Below are 15,456 nucleotides of genomic sequence, written 5' to 3'. Positions count from 1 at the left end.
CTGTGTCACCGTGAAGCCGCGTATCCCGAACGTCCTCGCCAACCGCTACGCCTCGGTCGAACTGGTCCAGCTGTGGTCGCCCGAGCACAAGGTGGTCCTGGAGCGCGAGCTGTGGCTCGCGGTCCTCAAAGCACAGTCGGAGCTGGGCGTCGACGTCCCGGACGGTGTCGTCGCGGACTACGAGCGGGTCGTCGGCGAGGTCGACCTCGCCTCGATCGCCGAGCGCGAGCGGGTCACGCGGCACGACGTGAAAGCGCGGATCGAGGAGTTCAACGCGCTGGCCGGGCACGAGCACGTGCACAAGGGCATGACGTCACGCGACCTGACCGAGAACGTCGAGCAGCTGCAGATCAAGCGGTCGCTCGAACTGATCGCGGCGCGGACGCTGGCCGTGCTCGCCCGCTTGGCGCGGTTGGCCGCCGAGCACACGGACCTGGTGATGGCGGGCCGTTCGCACAACGTCGCCGCGCAGGCGACCACGTTGGGCAAGCGGTTCGCCACCGCCGCCGACGAGCTGCTCGTCGGGTTCGAGCGGCTCACCTCGCTGGTCGACCGGTACCCGCTGCGCGGCATCAAGGGACCGGTCGGCACCGCGCAGGACATGCTGGACCTGCTCGACGGCAATGAGTCCACTTTGGATGAACTGGAGCGCAAAGCCGCCGAGCACCTGGGTTTCCAGCGGGTGTTCACCAGCGTCGGCCAGGTGTACCCCCGGTCGCTCGACTTCGACGTCGTGTCCACTTTGGTGCAGCTGGCCGGTGCGCCGGGCAGTGTCGCCAAGACGATCCGGCTGATGGCCGGGCACGAACTGGTCACCGAGGGCTTCAAGCCCGGCCAGGTCGGCTCGTCGGCCATGCCGCACAAGATGAACACGCGTTCCTGCGAACGGGTCAACGGGTTCGCCGTGATCCTGCGCGGCTACCTGTCGATGGTCGGCGAGCTGTCCGGCGACCAGTGGAACGAAGGTGACGTCTCGTGTTCGGTCGTGCGCAGGGTCGCGCTGCCGGACGCGTTCTTCGCGCTGGACGGCCTGTTCCAGACGTTCCTGACCGTGCTCGACGAGTTCGGCGCGTACCCGGCCGTGATCGCCCGTGAACTGGACAGGTACTTGCCCTTCCTCGGCACGACGAAGGTCCTGATGGCCTCGGTGCAGGCGGGAGTCGGCCGGGAGACCGCGCACGAGGCGATCAAGGAGAACGCCGTCGCGGTCGCGCTCGCCATGCGGGAGCAGGGCCAGGCCGGCAACGACCTGCTCGACCGGCTGGCCGCCGATGCGCGGATCCCGCTGGAGCGCTCCCAGTTGGACGCGCTGCTGGCCGACCGGCACTCGTTCACCGGAGTGGCCGACAGCCAGGTCCGCGCGGTTGTGAAGCGCGTCTCAGAAGTGCTCGAGAACCACCCGGAAGCCGCGGGCTACGCCCCCGCGCCGATCCTCTAGCGGTTAACTTGGTGCCATGGGGCGTGTCGTCGAACTGATCCGGTACATCGTCAAGGGCTGCGCGGGCGAGTCGCTCCAGCGCAGCGCTGTCGGCCCGATGGGCCTCGCCGAGGACAGGCTGTTCATGGTCGTCGACCGGAACGGCAAGTTCATCACCCAGCGCACCAAGGCGAAGATGGCGGTGGTGCGGCCGACGCTCGGCGACGGGACGATCAAGCTGGCCGCGCCCGGGTTCGACGACGCCGAGTTCGACGTCGTCCACGACGGTGACCAGCTCGAGGTCTTGCTGCACAAGTGGACGGGCAAGGCCGTGGACCAGGGCGCGGGGCCCGCCGAGTGGTTCTCGCGGTTCATGGGCGAGCCGGTGCGGCTCGTGCGGGTCCCGCCGGACCTCGAGCGGCACTCCAACGGTGTCCTCGGCGGCCAGGTCGGGTTCGCCGACGCCGACGCGATGCACGTGATCGGCGAGTCCTCGCTCGCCGACCTCAACGACCGGATCACCGGCAAGGGCGAACCGGCCCTGCCGATGAACCGGTTCCGGCCCAACGTGGTGGTCAGCGGCTGGGACGAGCCGTACACCGAGGACCGGGTCAGGACGATGACGCTCGGCACGGTCGAGGCGGGCTGGGAGAAGCAGGCGATCCGGTGCGTGGTCCCGACCGTGGACCAGGCGATCGGCCAGAAGGCTGGCCACGAGCCGACCAAGACGCTGGCCGGTTACCGGCGGGTGGAAGGCGGGGTCACCTTCGGCGCCAAGTTCGCCGTGCTCACCGCGGGCGAACTGGCCGTCGGCGACCCCGTCTCCGTCACCTCGTGGCTCGACTAGCAGGTGCCGCCGATGATGCGCGGCGGGCAGTCGCTGTAGCTCAGGAACAGCGAGACCGCGCGGTCGTTGCGCTGCGTCTCCCGGACGATGACCTCGTCGGGCGGGTAGAAGCCGCCGCCGCCCGAACGCGGGTACATCTCGAAGGTGTAGCTCCAGATCTTGTGCACGCCCCACATCCAGTCACCGATCGAGCCGTCGGTGATGTAGAGGTCGCTTGACTGCTGTGGCGTGTAGTTGTTCGTCTGCGCCATCTGCTGGCCGAGCGTGCGGAACGTGCGTTCCTGGTTGGCGTCCAGACCCGGAGCGGTGTTGTTGTACGTGTAGCCGTACGGCCACAGGATCAGCTCCGAGTAGGTGTGCCAGTCGATGTGCGTCTTGATCTGCTGCACACCGCCGACCACGCGCGAGCTCACGAAGTCGCGCAACCGCTGGGTCTCCGGCGCGGAGAACGCCGACGGACCGCGGTAGGTCTCGCTGCTGGTGGAGCCGCTCGACCCGCCACAGCAACCGAACTGGTAGCCCCAGTTGCGGTTGAGGTCGGTGCCGACGTTGGCCGAACCGGCGTTGGGCTGGCGGTTCTTGCGCCACGACCGGTACGAGCCGGTGGCGATGTCGTACTCCGAACCGTCCGGGTTGACGCTCGTGACGATCCAGATCTCCTTGCTGTTCACCTCGTTGGTGATGGCCGTGTCGGTGCCGTAACCGTCGGTGTACCGGTTGGCGATCCGCAGGCACATCTCCGGCGTCAGGTGTTCGCGGGCGTGCTGCTGGCACGTGAACAGGACTTCGGGCTCGTTCTCGTCGGTCGCCACGTTGTCGCTGATCTTCAGCAGCCACAGGTCCCGGTTGGAGTAGCTCTTGCCGATGCTCGACAGCGTCGCGATGGACGGGTGGTCCGCGACGATCTTGCGCAGCTCCGCGGTCTGCTCGGCGTAGTTGTGGTACATCGAGTCGGCTGGCGGGAAGTCCAGCGTCGACGCCTGTGGCGTCAGCCGGAAACCGGCGTCCCGCAGGGCCTTCGCCTGGCTCGCGGATGCGGCGAACGTGAGCGTGCCGCTGTTGGTGCCGTGGATGTCGACACCGAACCGGCTGATCGCGGTACGGGACACCGGTGTGGTGTTGTCGACCGTGTAGACCGCGGACGCCTGGCTGACCGCGGCCGTGCTCTGGTCGGAATGCGCCGATGCCGTGATCGGCAGCGGCAGCAGGATGGCAGCGCCAAGCGCCGCCGCGGCCAACAGACCGCGACGAGACCTCATGGGCCCTCCCTTTTGTGAACTCATGTGCAGGGTGTCTCGTAGCCTGGGTCGGCTCACCGAGCGTGCGCAAGACACAACCGCGCGATTACCCACGTACGGCCGAAGGGGTGAAGCCCTTTGGCGGCGAACCGATCGTCGGTTCCGGCAATATGGGAACGTGACAACGGTTCACCAAGTGCGGAAACGCTACTCGCGCAGCGGGCAGTGGGTGCTCGACGGCGTCGACCTGACCCTCGAACCGGGCATGACCACGGTCATCGTCGCCGGTAACGGCATCGGCAAGTCCACATTGCTCCGGATCGTCGCCGGTGCCTCGATGCCGACCGGCGGACGCGTCACCGACCGGCCGCGCACGATCGGTTACGTCCCCGAACGAGCGCCTGCCGCGATCCGGATGACCGCACGCCAGTACCTGGCACACATCGGACGAATGCGCGGTCTGTCCTCAGCGGAAACCGGTGCGCGCACGAACGAACTGGCCGAGCGACTGCGGCTGGTGCCGGGCCCGGACGTGCCGATCGCCGCGCTGTCCAAGGGAAACGGCCAGAAAGTGGCTGTCATCCAGGCGTTGCTGAAACGGCCGGAGCTGCTGGTGGTCGACGAGCCCGCGACCGGTCTCGACGCGCCCGCCCGCGCCGAACTCGCCGCGCTGATGACCGAGGCCGAACAGGACGGTGCCCAGATCCTGTTGAGCGCGCACGAAAGCGCGGTCCCCACCGGCAGGCTGTACCGTCTCACCGACGGCAAGCTGGTGCCGGAGTCCTTGCGCGGCATGCGAATCTCGCTGCGTCCGGCTCGGCCCGGGTTGCGGGCGGCCGATCTGGCGGCGGAGATCCTGCTGGAGGAACCGGGTCGCGTGGTCGTACGCACCGAAGACGCCGACACGTTCCTGCTGAGAGCGTTGGCCGACGGCTGGTCGCTGGTCGAGGCGGTGTCATGACCCCGCTGGTCCGCTATCTCGTCGCCGATGTCCTGCGCGGTCAGCGTTGGGCCGCGCCACTGCTGGCCTACCTGTCGATCCTCATGATCATCGGACCGCCGACCGGCCCCGTGCTGCCGACCTACGCGATGGCGTCCGCCGCGCTCGTGCCGATCGGGATGTGGATCACGATCGTGGTGATGCACAACGAGGAGCCGATGCAGGCCGCGATCACCATGTCGGTCAACGGCGGCTTCCGCCGCGTCTGGCTGGCCAAAGTCGGCGCCGCACTGCTGTGCACGAGCGTGCTCGGCCTGGCCGCGCTGATCTGGCTGACCGCGACGTCCGTCCAGTTCGCGCAGGTCGGCCTCGGCGCGCTGGACTTCGCCATGACCGTGCTCGCCGGTGTCGCGTTCGGCACGGTGATCAGCCGTCCGGTGCTGCCCAAGCTCGGCTGGACCATCGTGCTGGGCGTCGGGATCTGCTTCGCGCAGCTGTTCGTCCGCCACGCGCCGCCGGTGAACGCCCTGATCGACCTCTACGCGGGCGACCGCCCCGGCTCGACGGGCACGCTGTTGCTGATCGCCGCCGAATCGGTCGTGCTGTCCGTGCTGGTCATCGTCGCGGCGCACGCACTGGCCAGGCGCAGGGTCTAACGCCTGATCTCGGCGATCGGGTCGCGCTGGCCGACCATCAGCAGCGACGACGCGAACCCCTGGTTCACCGCGATCGCCACGTGCCCGGCCGAGTCGACGTACACCAGCGCCTCGCCGGGCTCGACGTCGTCGAACGTGCGGCCGATGGTCGCGTCGACGGTGTGCATCCCGATCTGCACCTGCACGCCCGCGCCCGGCAGCAGCAGCCCGGTCGCGATGATGTCGCGGACCTGCGCGGCCAGTTGGATGTTGCCGAAGTGGTCGACCGACAGCACTTCGGACTGCAACCGCTGGCTGCCCGCGACGACCTTCGGCTCGGGCAGCCGCACCAGCGTCGCCGGGTCGATCTCCGGCCCGAAGTCCGACGGCTGCACACCCAGCGCCAGGTACGCGGCGGCCGGGGCGAAGACGTCCCGGCCGTGGAACGTGTGCGACACGGCGGGAAGGCGGTACTCCTCGGCGACGAGTTCGTGCACCACCTGCGGCCCGCCGAGCGCGCCCGCCGCGGGCAGCAACAGCCCGTTGTCCGGCCCGACGAGCACGCCTTCCTCCGTGACGACGAGAATCCCGCGGCGGCTCGTGCCGACTCCCGGATCCACCACGGCGACGTGCACCGACGGCGGCAGGAACGGGACGACCTGCGCGAGGATGGTCGCGCCGCGCCGCACATCCTGCGGCGGCACGGCGTGCGACACGTCGATGACCTGGGCTTTCGGTGCCCGCTGGGCGATGACGCCTCTGCACGCGGCCACGAAGCCGTCAGCCAGCCCATAGTCCGTGGTGAGCGAAACCCAGTCGAAGGCCATGCGTATTAGTACCCTGTTTGACTGCCCTCGCACCGCTCGGGCGTCCTTGATCGCTGCAAGCCGGTCGTCGCCACCCCGCTCCGCGCGACCGGCTTCTTCGCTGTGACCTGCTGATCAGCGTGCCCGGGGCGATGCGGGGCGGCGACGGCCCGCACGACCAAGCCGTGTGTGACGCGGCTTCTAACGCATGGCTCCCCGTTTCTCCCCGGAAATGCTGCCGACCAGGGCCGCGTACGAGCCCTGCGCGGCCATCAGCTCGTCGTGGCTGCCCAGCTCGACGATCCTTCCGCCGTCCATCACGGCGATCCGGTCGGCGTTCCTGGCGGTCGAGAGCCTGTGCGCGATGGCGACAACCGTCCGGCCGGACAGTACAGCGTTCAACGAACTCTCCAGCTTCCCGGACGCCGACGAGTCCAGAAGGGACGTGGCCTCGTCGAGCACGAGCGTGTGCGGGTCGGCGACCACCAAGCGGGCCAACGCGATCTGCTGGACCATCGCCGGTGCGATCGCCTCGCCACCAGAACCGACCACGGTGTCCAGGCCGTCGGGCAGCGACTTCGCCCAGCCGGCCGCGTCCACAGTGCGCAGTGCGTGCCACAGCTCGTCGTCGGACGCGGCCCTCGGCAGCGTCAGGTTCTCCCTGAGCGTCCCGGCGAACACGTGCTGCTCCTGCGTCACCAGGACGATCTCGTTGCGGCGCTTGATCAACGGCAGCGATGTGACCTCCACGCCGCCGATGGTCACCGAACCGGAGCCGGGCGCGTTGATCCCGGCGAGCAACCGGCCGAGCGTCGACTTGCCCGCACCGGACGGCCCGACGATGACCAGCCGTTCACCCTCCACAATGTCCAGGTCGATGCCGTGCAGCACCTCGCGGCCGGTGCTGTACGCGAACTTCGCGCCCCGCACCGCGATGGCTGTGCCGTCCGGCTTCGCGGACTCGTCACCCGGGTCCGGTTTGATCTCCTGCACGCCGAGGATCCGCCGCAGCGCGGCGTTGCCGACCTGCAGCTCGTCCATCCACGTCAGCGCCCCGTTGAGCGGTTCGACCATCGCTCGCGCGTACAGCACCACCGCGGTGATCGCACCGATCCCGGCGAGGCCTTCCGCGTAGGCGAGACCACCGACCAGCAGGATCGCGGTGAGCGGCAGGATGAACGCGACATCCAGCCCGCCGAGGAACCACGCCCACAGCCGGCTGCAGTACCACTCGACGCCCGCCGCCTTGTCCAGGTTGCGGTCGTTGATCGCCATCCGGCGGTCACGCAACCGCAACGCTTCGACTGTGCGTCCGCCGTCGGCCGTCTCGTGGGTACTGGAATGCAGTTCGGCCCAGTTCGCCAGCGCCTCCTCGTACTTCGGCAGCACCCTCGGCCGGTACCAGCGTGTCGCCACGACCAGCACCGGCACCGCGACGAGCATGCCGAGCGCGACGACCGGTGACGTGATGAACATGGCGACCGCCGTCAGCGCCACCGTCACGGTCGCGATGGTGATCTCCGGCGCCGCCTGCCGCAGGCCCTCGTCCAGCTTGTCCACGTCCGACGTGGCCCGGCTGAGCAGGTCGCCCGTTCCCGCCGATTCCACCGTGGACAGCGGGAGCTTGACGACGTGCTCGACCATGCCCTCGCGTGCCTCGGCGAGCAGCCGCTCACCGAACACGGCCGCCCGGAACTGGGCCTGCCTGCGCAGCACCGCGTGCAGGATGAGCACACCGACGAAGATCAACGCGACCACGTCGATGTGCGCCGTCGTGGTGCCCTCGGACACCGAGTCGACCAGGTCGCCCAGCAACTGCGGGCCGACGAGGCCGACGAGGGTGGCCGCGCCGAACAACGACATCATGCCGGCGAACGCGCGCTTGTTCTTCGACGCGACCGACCAGATCCACGTGCGGACAGCGCGTTTGTCCGCCAAAGGCAAGGTTGTCCTCATGGCACGTACACCTCGTCCGCCACTCGTGTCCACAACGGACTCTGACTGAACACGACGGTCGTCCGGCCCCGGCGCAGCTCGGCCACCCGCTGGGTGATCCTGGCCTCGGTGTGGGCGTCGACCGCCGACGTCGGTTCGTCGAGCACGAGCACGTCCGCGTCCCGGCTCAACGCGCGGGCCAGCAGCATCCGTTGCCGCTGACCACCGGACAGCGTCCGGCCGCGTTCGGCGAGGAACTCCTGCGTCCCGTTCTCCAGGCCGTCGACGACATCCATCGCGTCGGCGGCCCACAGCGCGGTGTCCAGTTCGACGGACCCGCCCATGTCGATCTCGTCGGCGAGCTTGCCGGAGAACAACACGTCCTGGTTGTGCGCCACCAGGATCCGGTTCCTGACCTCCTCGATGTCGGCTTCCCGCAACGGGACGTCACCCGCCCGCACCGGCGCGTCGACGTACCGGCCGAGCCGGTCGGCGAACGCGTCCGACCCGGTGGTCGACACCACGGTCAGCTTGCCCGCGGCGAACGTGAGCCCGGACGTCTCGTCGTGCAGCCCGAAGGAGCCGGGCGGCAACGGTTTCGGGTGCTCTGGCGACTCGAACGCCGGTTTCATGGCCAGGATCGTGCAGGCGCGCTTGGCCGCGACGATGCTCTCGTTGTAGTGGTGCACCGATTCGGCGGCGACGCCGACCGGGATCACCAGGAACGCCGAGAGACCGTAGAAGGCGACCAGTTCGCCGACCGTGATCGTGCCGTCGAGGGCCAGCCGCGCGCCCAGCCACAGCACCAGGATGGTGACCAGGCCCGGCAGCAGGATCTCGATACCCGACAGCCACGAATCGATCCTGGCGGCGTTCACCCCGGCCTTGCGCACGCGCTGGCTGGTCTCGGCGAACCGGTCGGTGAACTGCTTCTCACCGCCGATGCCACGCAGGATCCGCAGGCCGGACACGATGTCAGCGGCCATCGACGTGGCCGCGCCCACCTCGTCGCGGTGCTTCTCGGTCCGTTCCCGCAACGGCCCTAGCAACGGCACCAGGCCCAACGTCGCCAACGGCACGCCGATGAGCACGATCAGCCCGAGCAGCGGTGAACTGGTCAACATGGCCACAGCGGCGACGACGAACGCGATGAACCCACCGGCCAACCGGCCGATGACCTCGAGCACGCCACCGATGCTGTAGATGTCCGACGACCCGATCGCGACGATCTCACCGGTCTTGATCTTGGACGGCAGCGTGGCCCCCACACGGGTGGCGTGCTGCATGACGGACCGCTGCATCAGCGTGGCGCCGTCGAGCCACGCCCTGTCGCCCGCGCGGGTCAGCATCACCGTGCTTGACGCCGAGACGGCGCCGAGCGCGAGGATCACACCCGCCCACTGCAACAGGGCACCTGTGTCCCGCGGAGCGATGCCGTGGTCGATCGCCGCGCCGATGGCCAACGGGATGAGCGTCAGCGGGCCCATCCACAACATTCCGAACACCGTCGACACCACCAGGGGCCGCGGCGTTGAGCGGATCACCCACCACAGGAATCGCAGCGGGGATCGCGAGTCTGGAGTGAGTCAATAGTTGTGCATGTCGCGCAAGCTACCGGGGCGCGTGTGACCGCCGCTACGCAATTAAGCTCTTCGTGTGCCTTCGCTGACTGAGTATCCGCAGGTAGCCGCCGGGAAGATTCGTGAGCTGTACGCAGTGGACGACGATCACCTGCTGCTGGTCGCCTCGGACAAGATCTCGGCGTACGACTACGTGCTGCCGACGACGATCCCGGACAAGGGCCGGGTGCTCACCGCGATGAGCGTGTTCTGGTTCGGCCTGCTCGACGGCCCCAACCACCTCGTCGCGTGGGACGACCCGCGGATCCCCGAGCAAGTGCGCGGCCGGGCGCTGCTCGTGCGCCGGTTGACGATGCAGCCGGTCGAGTGCGTGGCCCGCGGCTACCTGACCGGCTCCGGGCTGGTCGACTACCGCGAGACCGGCGGCGTGTGCGGCGTTCCGCTGCCGCCTGGCCTCGGTGAGGCGGCCAAGCTGCCCGAGCCGATCTTCACGCCGACCACCAAGGCCGAGATCGGCCAGCACGACGAGGCGATCGACTTCGACGCGGTCCGCGCGGCCGTCGGCGACGAGCTCGCCATGAAGCTGCGCGAGACCACGCTGGCCACGTACTCGCAGGCGGCGGGGCACGCGCTGAGCAGGGGCATGATCCTCGCCGACACCAAGTTCGAGTTCGGCATCGACGAGTCGGGCGAGCTCGTGCTCGGCGACGAGGTCCTCACCCCGGATTCGTCCCGGTTCTGGGCGGTCGACGGGTACGAACCGGGTAAGGTGCAGCCCGCGTTCGACAAGCAGATCGTGCGCGACTGGCTGACCTCGCCCGCGTCCGGCTGGGACCGTTCGTCCGGTGAGCTGCCGCCCGAGTTGCCGCCGGACGTGGTCGAAGCGACCCGGTCCCGGTACATCGAGGCCTACGAGCGGGTCTCCGGTAAGTCCTTTGCGGACTGGGTGTAGCTCACCCCTTCGTGATTTCACGACATCGGCGCCGGTTCGTTACCCGTACGACAAGCCGGCGCCATTCTCGTGCGGCGTCATGGTGGTGTGTCCGCACGCCTGGTGGTCTCCCTGTCCGGAATCGGGATCCGGACCCTGCACCGCTGCGCCGAACTGGCTGGAGAGCTGGACCTTCGGGGGGTCTCGCTCTCGCTGTTGTTCGCACCGCGGCTGGCAGGGGCGGGTCAGCACAAAGTGGTGGTGGACTGGGTGCGGCAGCGGCGCGTTCGGGGGGACGCGCTGCTGCTGCACGGCTTCGACCTCACCGACGTGCCACGCAGGCGCGCCGAGTTCGGCTCCCTGCCCGCGCACGAGGCCGGACTGCGCCTGACCGCGGCCCGCAGGCTGATGGGCAGGCACGACCTCGAAGTGGACGCCTTCGCCCCGCCGCGGTGGGCGGCGTCGCCCGGCACGCTGACCGCGTTGCGGCGCAACGACTTCGCTCTGTGCGCGGACGCGACCAGGATCTACGACCTGCGGACCGACACCGTCCACAGGGGACGCGTGCACGGTCTGGCCGCGAACGAGCGCGTGGAGACGTGGTCCTGCTTCGCGCTGGTGCTCAGCGTCGCGCGGGCGGCCCGGCGCGGCGGGCTGGTCCGGCTGTCGGTCGACGCGGCCGACTTGGCCAAACCGGGGCCGCGGCGTGCGGTTCTCGACGCGATCGACATCGCGACGCACCACGGCGCCGAGTCGTCCACGTATCAGACCGCGGTCGTCTCCCCCGGGGTGAGCACGCGGACCTCGGTTCCGCTGGGGCCGAGTTCGGCGAACCTGCCGTAGTACATCTGCGGCACGCTCGCGACGGCCTCGTGGATCGGGATGGCCACGCGTGCCTTCATGATCCGCAGGAAGTCGATCGCCTCGGAAAGCTTCTGCCACGGTGCCGTCGTCGGCATGCCGAGCACGTCCACGGTCTGGTCGGGACGGTAGAACGAGTCGCCGGGGTGGTAGAAGGCGCCGTCGTCGAGCACGTAACCGACGTTCGGCGGCACCGGCACCTCCGGGTGGATGACGGCGTGGTTGCCGCCGACCGCGTTCACCTGGGTGCGGCCGACCTTGAAGCGCTCACCGGGTTTCACCGTCCGCGCGGTCAGTCCCGCGTCGACGACGTCCCGCGCCGACGCCGGGTCCACGATCAGCTGCGCCTTGGGGTTGGCCTTCATCAGCTCGACCAGGCGCGGCACGTCGAGGTGGTCCGGGTGCTGGTGGGTGATCAGGACCGCGTCGAGGTGCCGGACGTCCTCGAATCCCTTGGAGAAGGTGCCGGGGTCGAACAGCAGTCGCTCCGGCCCGTTCTCGGCCAGCACACACGAGTGTCCGAAATGGACGAATTGCATCCGTGTTCCTCTCAGCTCGCACTCGACACGAGTTCATCCCCCAGTGCACTGCGGCTGTAATGGACACTACGCCCGGCACGCCGCCCGCTCAGCAGCCCGGCGGCTGTGAGAGCTTTCACGTGCCCGGAGACCGTGCTCGGTGCTACGCCGAGCCGCTTGGCCAGCGTCGTCGTGCTCGCCGGATCGGCGAGTTCCCGCAGCAGGAGAGCCTTGGTCCGGCCGACCACGCCGGCGAGCGGATCACCGGCCGGCGCGGGCACGCTCTCCCACAGAACGGCCGCGCCGCGCGCCGGATAGACCACCGACGGCTGCCACGGCGGTGTCATCATCACGCCGATCCCGCTCGCGAACGTGCTGGGCACCAGCAGCAAACCCCGCTCGTCGAGGTCGATCCGCGCGCTGGAGTACGTCGGCAGCAGGATCCGGCCGCCGTCGAGGAGCACGCCGGGGTGCAGCCCGGTCAGCACCCGAGCGATCCCGCCGGTGCCGAACTGCCTGACCCGGTAGTGCACGTCGGTGTCCAGCAAGTCCTTGAGCCTCGGCCACATCGGCATGGTCAGCTGCTCCCAGCAGGCCCGCAGCTGCCCGGCCAGCAGGTCGCGGCTGTGCCCGGGGTCGGCGAGCAGGCCGTCGAGCTCGCGTTCGTCCCGGCCCGCCGCGGACATGGCGATCTCCAGCGCGACCTGGTCGGGCGAGGTCCGCACGACCCGCTCGAGCTGGTCGTCGACCGTGGTCTCGGCGTCGGCGGGTGGCGGACTGAGGAAGTCGGGGAAGTACTCGGTGCCGGCGATTAGCGTGACCAGTTCGGGTACGTCCAGCGCGGCCAGCGTCGTGCGGTTGGCGGCTGACCACCGGGCGTGCGCCGAGACCCGGCTGGGCCTGATCAGCAGCCGGATCGCGTTGAGCACCTCTTCGAGCGGCGAGATCGCCAGCCGCACCCGGTGCGCGCCGACCGCACCGAGGTGGATCTCGATCACCGGGCACCGTTCCTTTCGGCTATATCCGAATCATTATCGCGCCACGGGTGCCGGCCCGCAGCGTTGCCGCGTGAGTTACGTGCGTTGGTCCGCCGCTGCCCAGCTCCTGCGGTTACCCGGCAACATGGCGCCGCTCGCGTTCGCCCTGCTGGCGACCGAGATGACCGGTTCGTACCGGCTGGGTGGCGTGATGATGGCGGTGTTCATCGGCGCCGAGATCGCATCCGCCAGGCTGGCCGGCCGTCTGCTCGACCGCATCGGTGTGGCTCGTGGGCTGCGGGTCCTGCTCGTGGTCTCGGCACTGGGCTTGTGCGGCTTGGCCGCGGTGAGTTCGTCGCCGGTGCTGACGGTCGTCTTCGTCGTGCTGACCGGGTTCGCGGCAGGCGGGATGTCCGGCGGGATCCGCGCACTGCTGCCGAAATCCGTCAGCGCGAGCTTCCTCGAACGCGCGGTCGCGATCGACGCCGTGGTGGTCGAACTCGTCGTGGTCAGCGGACCGTTGGTGGTCGCCCTGCTCACGCCGCTCGGTGGCAGCGCACCCGTGTTCGGTATGGCTGTGGCGTACCTGCTCGCGGTGCTGTTCGTGCCGGTGGTGCCGGCTGTGCCGCGTCCCGAGGGGATCCGCCCGCCGATGGGTTCGATCATGGTGTGGCTGCTCAGTTCGTTCGGCTTCGGGTTCCTGATCAGCACGGTGGAGGTGTCGTCGCTGCCGATCGCGCAACGGCTGGGCGGCGGCGCCGGGACGGCCGTGGTGATCATGGCTGTGATCATCGGCGCGAGCATGGCGGGCGCCGGTGTGTACGCCTGGCTGGGTCCGCGTCTGCACGCCGACCGGCGGACCAGAGCGACCGTGTTCCTCACCGTCATGGCTGTCGGCGGGGTGCTTGTCGCGTTCAGTTCGTCCTGGCCGCTGCTGATCGCCGGACTGGTGACCGTCGGTGTCTGCGTCGGGCCGCTGAACACGTCGATCTCGATGCACCTCCAGCTGACTCTGCCCGAGGACCGCAAGGCCGAGGGCTTCAGCCTGAGTTTCACCGCGCAGTCGGGCGGGTTCGCGCTCGGGTCACTGTCCGTGTCGGCGTTGCCGGTGACCGGTGCCGTGCTGACAGGCGCAGGCGTGGCGCTGACGGCTGCGTTGGCGGTGTTCACAGCCCGTCGCCAAGGCGGCTACCGTCGAGTAACCTCGGCGGTAGCCAACCAGGAGGCGTCCTCATGACCACCGTCGAGCACAAAGTCGAGACGTTCGACTCGCTGAACCCGGCCACCGACGAGATCGTCGGGACGTACCCCGTGCACACCGAGCAGGACGTGGCCGACGCTGTCGCCAGGGCGCGCAACGCGTCCGCGTGGTGGCAGTCGCTCGGGTTCGCCGGGCGCGCGGAACGCCTGCAGCGCTGGAAGGGCATCATCACCCGGCGCGGCCCGCAGTTGGCCGAGGTGATCCACCAGGAGACCGGCAAGCCGCACGCGGACGCGATGCTCGAGGTCATCCTGGCTGTCGACCACACCGCCTGGGTCGCCAAGAACGCCCGCAAGGTGCTCGGCCCCAAACGCCGCGCCTCCGGACTGCTGATGGCCAACCAGGCCGCGACGGTCGAGTACCAGCCGCTCGGCGTGATCGGCGTGATCGGCCCGTGGAACTACCCGACCTTCACCCCGATGGGCTCGATCGTCTACGCGCTGGCGGCGGGCAACTCGGTGGTCTTCAAGCCGAGCGAGTACACCCCGGGCGTGGGCAAGTGGCTGGTGGACAGCTTCGCCGAGGCGGTGCCTGAGCACCCGGTGTTCCAGCTGATCACCGGATTCGGCGCGACCGGCGCGGCGCTCTGCCGCGCGGGCGTCGACAAGATCGCCTTCACCGGCTCGGCCCCGACCGGCCGCAAGATCATGGCGGCCTGCGCGGAAACCCTGACCCCGGTGCTGATCGAGGCAGGCGGCAAGGACGCGCTGCTCGTGGACGAGGACGCCGACGTCGACGCGGCGGCGGACGCGGCGGTCTGGGGCGGGATGTCCAACGCGGGCCAGACCTGCGTCGGAGTCGAACGCGTCTACGTGCACGAGAAGGTCTACGACGCCTTCGTCGCCGCGACGGTCGAGAAGGCAAGGGACGTGCGCGCGGGTGGCGACGCCGACGCCAAGATCGGCCCGATCACGATGCCCGCCCAGCTCGACATCATCCGCAAGCACATCACGGACGCGATCGCCCGGGGCGGGAAAGCCCTCATCGGCGGGGTGGACGCGGTCGGCGACCGGTTCGTGCAGCCGACGATCCTGGTGGACGTGCCGGAGGACTCGGTGGCGGTGCGCGACGAGACCTTCGGCCCGACGCTGACCATCGCGAAGGTGAAGGACATGGACGAGGCGCTGGTGAAGGCCAACGACTCCCGCTACGGCCTCGGCGCGACGGTGTTCGCCAAACGCCGCGGCATGGAACTGGCGCGGCGCCTGCGTTCGGGCATGACCGCGGTGAACTCGGTGATCAGCTTCGCCGGAATCCCGTCGCTGCCGTTCGGCGGAGTGGGCGACTCGGGCTTCGGCCGCATCCACGGCGAGGACGGCCTGAAGGAGTTCACCCGCGCGAAAGCCATCGCCCGCCAGCGCTTCCGCGCCCCGATCAACCTGACCACCTTCGCCCGCACCGAGAAGACCGACGCGACCGTGGCCAAGCTGATCACCCTGCTGCACGGCAAACGCAAGTAAGACCTCGTGAGTGTTTTGGCCGGTTAGAACCGGCCAAAACACTCACGAGG

Annotated in this window: 14 protein-coding genes; 8 read left to right on the top strand and 6 right to left on the bottom strand. The window is 69.3% G+C overall.

What is annotated here, in order from left to right; translation table 11 throughout:
• The first annotated feature begins 10 nt into the window (after positions 1 to 10).
• Together purB and AOZ06_RS51770 are read left to right on the top strand one after the other, a co-directional pair.
• Positions 11 to 1,438, top strand: coding sequence for an adenylosuccinate lyase (purB, locus tag AOZ06_RS51775; RefSeq protein ID WP_470303333.1), 1,428 nt, complete (start codon positions 11 to 13; stop codon positions 1,436 to 1,438).
• Positions 1,439 to 1,454: 16 nt separating this feature from the next.
• Entirely contained in the window at positions 1,455 to 2,264 is an 810-nt protein-coding gene (locus AOZ06_RS51770; RefSeq protein WP_054296105.1) for an MOSC domain-containing protein, read from the top strand.
• Here the strand turns inward: AOZ06_RS51770 and AOZ06_RS51765 are convergent.
• Positions 2,261 to 3,523: a M14 family metallopeptidase gene (locus tag AOZ06_RS51765; RefSeq protein WP_083472493.1), complete on the bottom strand. Its 1,263-nt coding sequence runs from the start codon at positions 3,521 to 3,523 to the stop codon at positions 2,261 to 2,263. The genes AOZ06_RS51770 and AOZ06_RS51765 overlap by 4 nt on opposite strands.
• 175 nt (positions 3,524 to 3,698) lie before the next feature.
• On the opposite strand from AOZ06_RS51765, the gene AOZ06_RS51760 reads away from it, so the two are divergent.
• Positions 3,699 to 4,463, top strand: a complete 765-nt coding sequence (locus AOZ06_RS51760; RefSeq protein ID WP_054296103.1) for an ATP-binding cassette domain-containing protein — start codon at positions 3,699 to 3,701, stop codon at positions 4,461 to 4,463.
• Positions 4,460 to 5,098 (top strand): hypothetical protein, encoded by a 639-nt coding sequence (locus AOZ06_RS51755; protein ID WP_054296102.1) that lies wholly within the window; start codon positions 4,460 to 4,462, stop codon positions 5,096 to 5,098. Before AOZ06_RS51760 ends, AOZ06_RS51755 begins: the two co-directional genes overlap by 4 nt.
• On the opposite strand, the gene AOZ06_RS51750 is transcribed toward AOZ06_RS51755, so the two are convergent.
• The 3 genes from AOZ06_RS51750 to AOZ06_RS51740 form a co-directional block, all read right to left on the bottom strand.
• Positions 5,095 to 5,904, bottom strand: coding sequence for an SAM hydrolase/SAM-dependent halogenase family protein (locus AOZ06_RS51750; RefSeq protein WP_054296101.1), 810 nt, complete (start codon positions 5,902 to 5,904; stop codon positions 5,095 to 5,097). The two genes, AOZ06_RS51755 and AOZ06_RS51750, sit on opposite strands and share 4 nt — an antisense overlap.
• Before the next feature lie 180 nt (positions 5,905 to 6,084).
• Positions 6,085 to 7,839, bottom strand: coding sequence for an ABC transporter ATP-binding protein (locus AOZ06_RS51745; protein WP_054296100.1), 1,755 nt, complete (start codon positions 7,837 to 7,839; stop codon positions 6,085 to 6,087).
• Positions 7,836 to 9,314, bottom strand: coding sequence for an ABC transporter ATP-binding protein (locus AOZ06_RS51740; protein WP_083472920.1), 1,479 nt, complete (start codon positions 9,312 to 9,314; stop codon positions 7,836 to 7,838). Before AOZ06_RS51740 ends, AOZ06_RS51745 begins: the two co-directional genes overlap by 4 nt.
• A gap of 160 nt (positions 9,315 to 9,474) precedes the next feature.
• Between AOZ06_RS51740 and AOZ06_RS51735 the strand changes: the two genes are divergently transcribed.
• Positions 9,475 to 10,350: a phosphoribosylaminoimidazolesuccinocarboxamide synthase gene (locus tag AOZ06_RS51735; RefSeq protein WP_054296098.1), complete on the top strand. Its 876-nt coding sequence runs from the start codon at positions 9,475 to 9,477 to the stop codon at positions 10,348 to 10,350.
• Between the two features lie 87 nt (positions 10,351 to 10,437).
• Positions 10,438 to 11,172: a DUF2334 domain-containing protein gene (locus AOZ06_RS51730; RefSeq protein WP_054296097.1), complete on the top strand. Its 735-nt coding sequence runs from the start codon at positions 10,438 to 10,440 to the stop codon at positions 11,170 to 11,172.
• Here the strand turns inward: AOZ06_RS51730 and AOZ06_RS51725 are convergent.
• A complete protein-coding gene (locus tag AOZ06_RS51725; RefSeq protein WP_054296096.1) occupies positions 11,094 to 11,729 on the bottom strand; it encodes an MBL fold metallo-hydrolase in 636 nt (211 codons plus the stop codon). The genes AOZ06_RS51730 and AOZ06_RS51725 overlap by 79 nt on opposite strands.
• An 11-nt stretch (positions 11,730 to 11,740) precedes the next feature.
• A complete protein-coding gene (locus AOZ06_RS51720) occupies positions 11,741 to 12,706 on the bottom strand; it encodes an ArsR/SmtB family transcription factor (protein WP_054296095.1) in 966 nt (321 codons plus the stop codon).
• A 70-nt stretch (positions 12,707 to 12,776) separates the two neighbouring features.
• On the opposite strand from AOZ06_RS51720, the gene AOZ06_RS51715 reads away from it, so the two are divergent.
• Both AOZ06_RS51715 and AOZ06_RS51710 read left to right on the top strand, forming a co-directional pair.
• Complete coding sequence (locus tag AOZ06_RS51715) at positions 12,777 to 13,922, top strand: MFS transporter (protein WP_063810267.1); 1,146 nt, start codon at positions 12,777 to 12,779, stop codon at positions 13,920 to 13,922.
• Positions 13,919 to 15,406: an aldehyde dehydrogenase family protein gene (locus AOZ06_RS51710; protein ID WP_054296093.1), complete on the top strand. Its 1,488-nt coding sequence runs from the start codon at positions 13,919 to 13,921 to the stop codon at positions 15,404 to 15,406. The genes AOZ06_RS51715 and AOZ06_RS51710 overlap by 4 nt, the downstream gene beginning before the upstream one ends.
• Positions 15,407 to 15,456: the final 50 nt, after the last annotated feature.

The organism is Kibdelosporangium phytohabitans (genome assembly GCF_001302585.1).
Lineage (GTDB): Bacteria > Actinomycetota > Actinomycetes > Mycobacteriales > Pseudonocardiaceae > Kibdelosporangium > Kibdelosporangium phytohabitans.
The sequence above is the reverse complement of the archived record's forward strand: the minus strand, read 5'-3'. Positions and strand labels throughout refer to the sequence as shown.